The 410-nt window shown below is 64.4% G+C and carries 1 protein-coding gene; it reads right to left on the reverse strand.

What is annotated here, in order from left to right; translation table 11 throughout:
• Window positions 1-189: 189 nt before the first annotated feature.
• On the reverse strand, window positions 190-410 hold a 221-nt coding region (locus OO68_RS48915), incomplete at its 5' end, for a membrane protein (protein ID WP_033314721.1).

The raw sequence follows: 410 nt of genomic DNA on the forward strand, positions 1-410 counted from the left end.
GCACGAACAGTTCCGTGCCGTCCTTGGCGGTCGCATAAAGCGGTTGGCTCACCATCATCTATCTCCCTGTGCGGATCGATCGGCGCCATCGCCGCCGATGCACCGACCATCGCAGAGGGAGTTCGCTCGCGCGATTACGCTTCAGGTAATCACGCGCGTGACGTCAGGCTGTCTGAAGCGGAAACGCTCTCACCATTGATACCGCACCACGCCCTTGCCGGCGTAGCTCGAGGTGACGTTGGAGAACTCGCCCTCGAACGTCGCCGCCGCCGACCAGCCGTTTCGCCAGTTCATCTCGACCGAGGCCGTGGTCAGCGCGGAGTCGCTGGCTTGCGCTGCGCCGTTGACGACGAAGCTTGCGCCGGGCAGCGCCTGGAAGGTCGCGGCGATCGACCGGTCCGGATCATGAT

The organism is Streptomyces iakyrus (genome assembly GCF_000717055.1).
Taxonomy (GTDB): Bacteria; Actinomycetota; Actinomycetes; order Streptomycetales; family Streptomycetaceae; genus Streptomyces; species Streptomyces iakyrus.